Annotated in this window: 1 protein-coding gene and 1 pseudogene; one reads left to right on the top strand and one right to left on the bottom strand. The window is 68.5% G+C overall.

The window, feature by feature from the left end:
* Positions 1-600, bottom strand: a pseudogene (locus tag HR086_RS45840) (3-ketoacyl-ACP synthase); the annotation flags it as partial.
* Positions 601-1,130: 530 nt separating this feature from the next.
* Between HR086_RS45840 and HR086_RS45835 the strand changes: the two are divergent.
* The gene (locus tag HR086_RS45835) at positions 1,131-2,828 is read left to right on the top strand and encodes an MASE1 domain-containing protein (protein WP_174468807.1); all 1,698 of its coding nucleotides are present in this window, start codon (positions 1,131-1,133) and stop codon (positions 2,826-2,828) included.
* Positions 2,829-3,188 lie beyond the last annotated feature (360 nt).

Raw genomic sequence — 3,188 nt, 5'->3', positions numbered from 1 at the left:
GTCCCCGAACACGTACATGGAGAGGTAGCCCTGGAGCGTCTTGGCCCGACCCGGCCCCGGAGGCAGCTCGTCCAGGTACACCTCCCGGTTCACCAGCGGCGACGTGAAGGCCGAGGCCACCACCGCCACCGTGCGGAAGCGGCCCCCGTCCATCATCTTCTTCACCAGGTCCAACACGTACGTCGTGCCACCACACCCGTCATCCACCACCAACGCGAAGGCGTCCTCACGCAGCCCCAGCCGGTGGTGAAGCTGCATGGCGTCATGGTTGAAGTGCGGCGCGTCCGGCGTACACGTGACGACGAAGAGCGCGTCCAACTCCCCCGCCTCCACGCCCGCGCCCGTCAGCGCCTTGCGCAGCGCCACCTCGCACATGTCCGTGTTCGTCGCGGGGTAGATGTGGCCGTCATCCTCCGGAGGAGGCACCGCGCGTCCCGTCGCCTCGTCGATGTCCCAGAGGAAGCGCCGCTCACGAATGCCCAGCTTCTCCTCGATGCGCTCCGCGGGCCACCCAGGGATGGCCCGGGCGATGCGCGCATTGCTCACCCGACGCGATGGAACGAAAGCCCCGGCTCCGACGACACAGACATTGGGTGTCATTTCATGGCCTCGTCTTTTCACCGCCACGCCGGATGGGAGGGATTCCCTGGCCTGTTCTGTCGAGCAGGATTCACGCCAGAAACGAAGCCCTTGAAATGACGGTGCACCGCGTCGGAAGCAGCTTCAGTCTTGAAGCTTCTTGCGCACATCCGACTCAGCAATCCCACGGATTTACTGAGAGGAGGCCCGTGCTTCAAAAATGAAGCGTTTCGCACCAAATCCGAAGCAAGCCCGGCGATACATTTACTTTCCGTGCGCGGATGCTCCACTCAAAGCGAGCGGTGACCTCAGGGAAACCCCTGTATTGCAAGTGATTGCGTACTCTGAGTGCCGAGACATCCTGGACCCACCCCACTGCTACGCGCGTGGAGGTCTCCTGATTTCCAGACCGAGCCGGAAGCCGTCCGCATCCAGGAGGTCGGGTGCTTCCCGGCGCAGGCAGGCCCATGCCAGTCTCCGTCGACCGAAAGGCGTCGGAACCCACCGCCTCGTCGCGACGCATGTCCCGAGCGAGGCCCGACGAATGGGACGTGCCCTCGTTCAAGTCCTATCCCCGTCGCTGGCAGCCCCTCCTCCGGCTCGTGCTCTTCACCGCGACCTATGCGCTCGGCGTGCGGCTGGGCGCGGTGCTGGCCTTCCCTCCCGAGTTGGTCTCCGCCATGTGGCCCCCCAGCGGCGTGGCGCTCGTGGGGCTCCTGCTCACGCGACACCGGGAGTGGCCGCTGCTCGCCCTCGCCGCCATCCTCGTGGAGCCGCTCGTCGTCGGCGACTCCCACGGACCCATCACCTCCACCAGCTTCGTCATCGCCGCCGGCAACCTGCTCGAGGCCATGGTCGGCGCCGTGCTCCTGCGGCGACTGGTGCGACTCCACCCGGCGATGGACCGCGTGCGGGACGTGCTGGGACTGGTGGGACTGGCCGCCCTCGGTAGCACGCTCATCAGCGCGACCCTGGGCATGGGGATGATGCTGTCGGCCCTGCGCCTGGCCCCCAGTGACTTCTGGCCCTCGTGGCGGGTGTTCTGGGTGGGCAACGCCATGGGCGTGCTGCTGGTGGCGCCCCTGCTGCTCACCTGGCTCTCACGGGGACTCGACGGGTGGAACCGGCAACGACGGCTGGAGCTGGCGGCCCTGCTGCTGCTGCTCGGCGTGACCACCCAGTGGGTGTTCAGCATGCCGCCCACCGCCGCGCCTCCCGCCACCTTCCACCCCGTCACCTACCTGTCCTTCCCCTTCCTGCTCTGGGCCGCCCTGCGCTTCGAGGCCCGGGGCACCACCATGGCCACCGCGGTGATGTCCTCGCTCGCCCTCTGGCACACTGCCCACGGCAACGGCCCCTTCGCCCAGTTCGCCTGGCACAACGACAGCCTCACCTTCCTCCAGTCCTTCCTCGCCGTGGCCAGCGTGTCCGGACTGCTCCTCGCCAGCGCCCTCAGCGAGCGCCGTCGCGCCCAGGAAGAAGTGAGCCACCTCAACCAGGAGCTGCGCCAGTCCCTGCAGACGCTCGCCGCCACCCAGGCCACCCTCGTGCGACGCGAGCGCATGGCCGCCCTCGGAGAGCTGAGCGCCACCGTGGCCCACGAGGTTCGCAATCCCCTGGGCGCCATCTCCAACGCGCTCGCCGCCATCCGCCGACTCGCGCCCCAGACGGCCCATGGGCCCGCGGGCACCTTGCTGGTCATCATGGATGAGGAAGTCCAGCGCCTGGACCTCATCGTCAATGACCTGCTCGACTTCACCCGCCCCATGGAGCCACGACTGAGGACCCAGGCGCTCGGCCCCGTGGTGGAGGGCGCCTTGAGTGCCTCACTGCGCTCGGGGCCCTCGGGCATCAACGTCTCACGGACCCTGGACGAGCCGCTGCCGCCCATCGACCTGGATGCCCACCTGCTCCACGTCGCCCTCACCAACCTGTTCACCAATGCCGTGCAGGCCATGCCCTCGGGCGGCAGCCTCGTCACTCGCATCGAGCCGGAGACGCGCTCCGGGACTCTTCACGCCCGGCTCACCATCTCCGACACCGGGCACGGGATTGCTCCCGAGGTCCAACAGCGCATCTTCGAGCCCTTCTTCACCACTCGAGCCAGTGGCACCGGACTGGGGCTCGCCATCGTCCGCCGCATCGTCGATGGACACCATGGAGAGGTCACCGTCGACAGCGCCGTCGGACAGGGCACCACCTTCACCGTGTGGCTCCCGTGCGCCAGTGCGACCCAGGCCGCGGCCTGAGTGAGTGGCGGTCCACGTTGTCGTCGTGAGACCAGGCCACCGGGGCGCACCGCGCCTGCTCGACGGCCCTGCGCACGGCGCGGACGTCCTCACGCCTCCGTACCCCTGCTTGCGGGCCGGTCCGGACACCGTGTTTCGCACGGTGTCCGTGTCCCGCCTCACGAGCGCCCGTGACAGGGCGCCCGTCATGCCACTTCAGAACGGGATGTTGTCGTCATCGCTCGGCGGCGGAACGTCATCCTGGTAGCCGCCACCTCCACGGCTGCCGTAGCCGTCCCCGCCCCCACGATTGCCGTAGCCCTCGTTGCCACCGCCGCCGCCGCCGCCCTGCTGCCGGGCCATCTCCGCCTCGATGGCGCT

It is taken from the genome of Myxococcus sp. CA039A (assembly GCF_013336645.1).
Classification (GTDB): Bacteria; Myxococcota; Myxococcia; order Myxococcales; family Myxococcaceae; genus Myxococcus; species Myxococcus llanfairpwllgwyngyllgogerychwyrndrobwllllantysiliogogogochensis.
The sequence above is the reverse complement of the archived record's forward strand: the minus strand, read 5'-3'. Positions and strand labels throughout refer to the sequence as shown.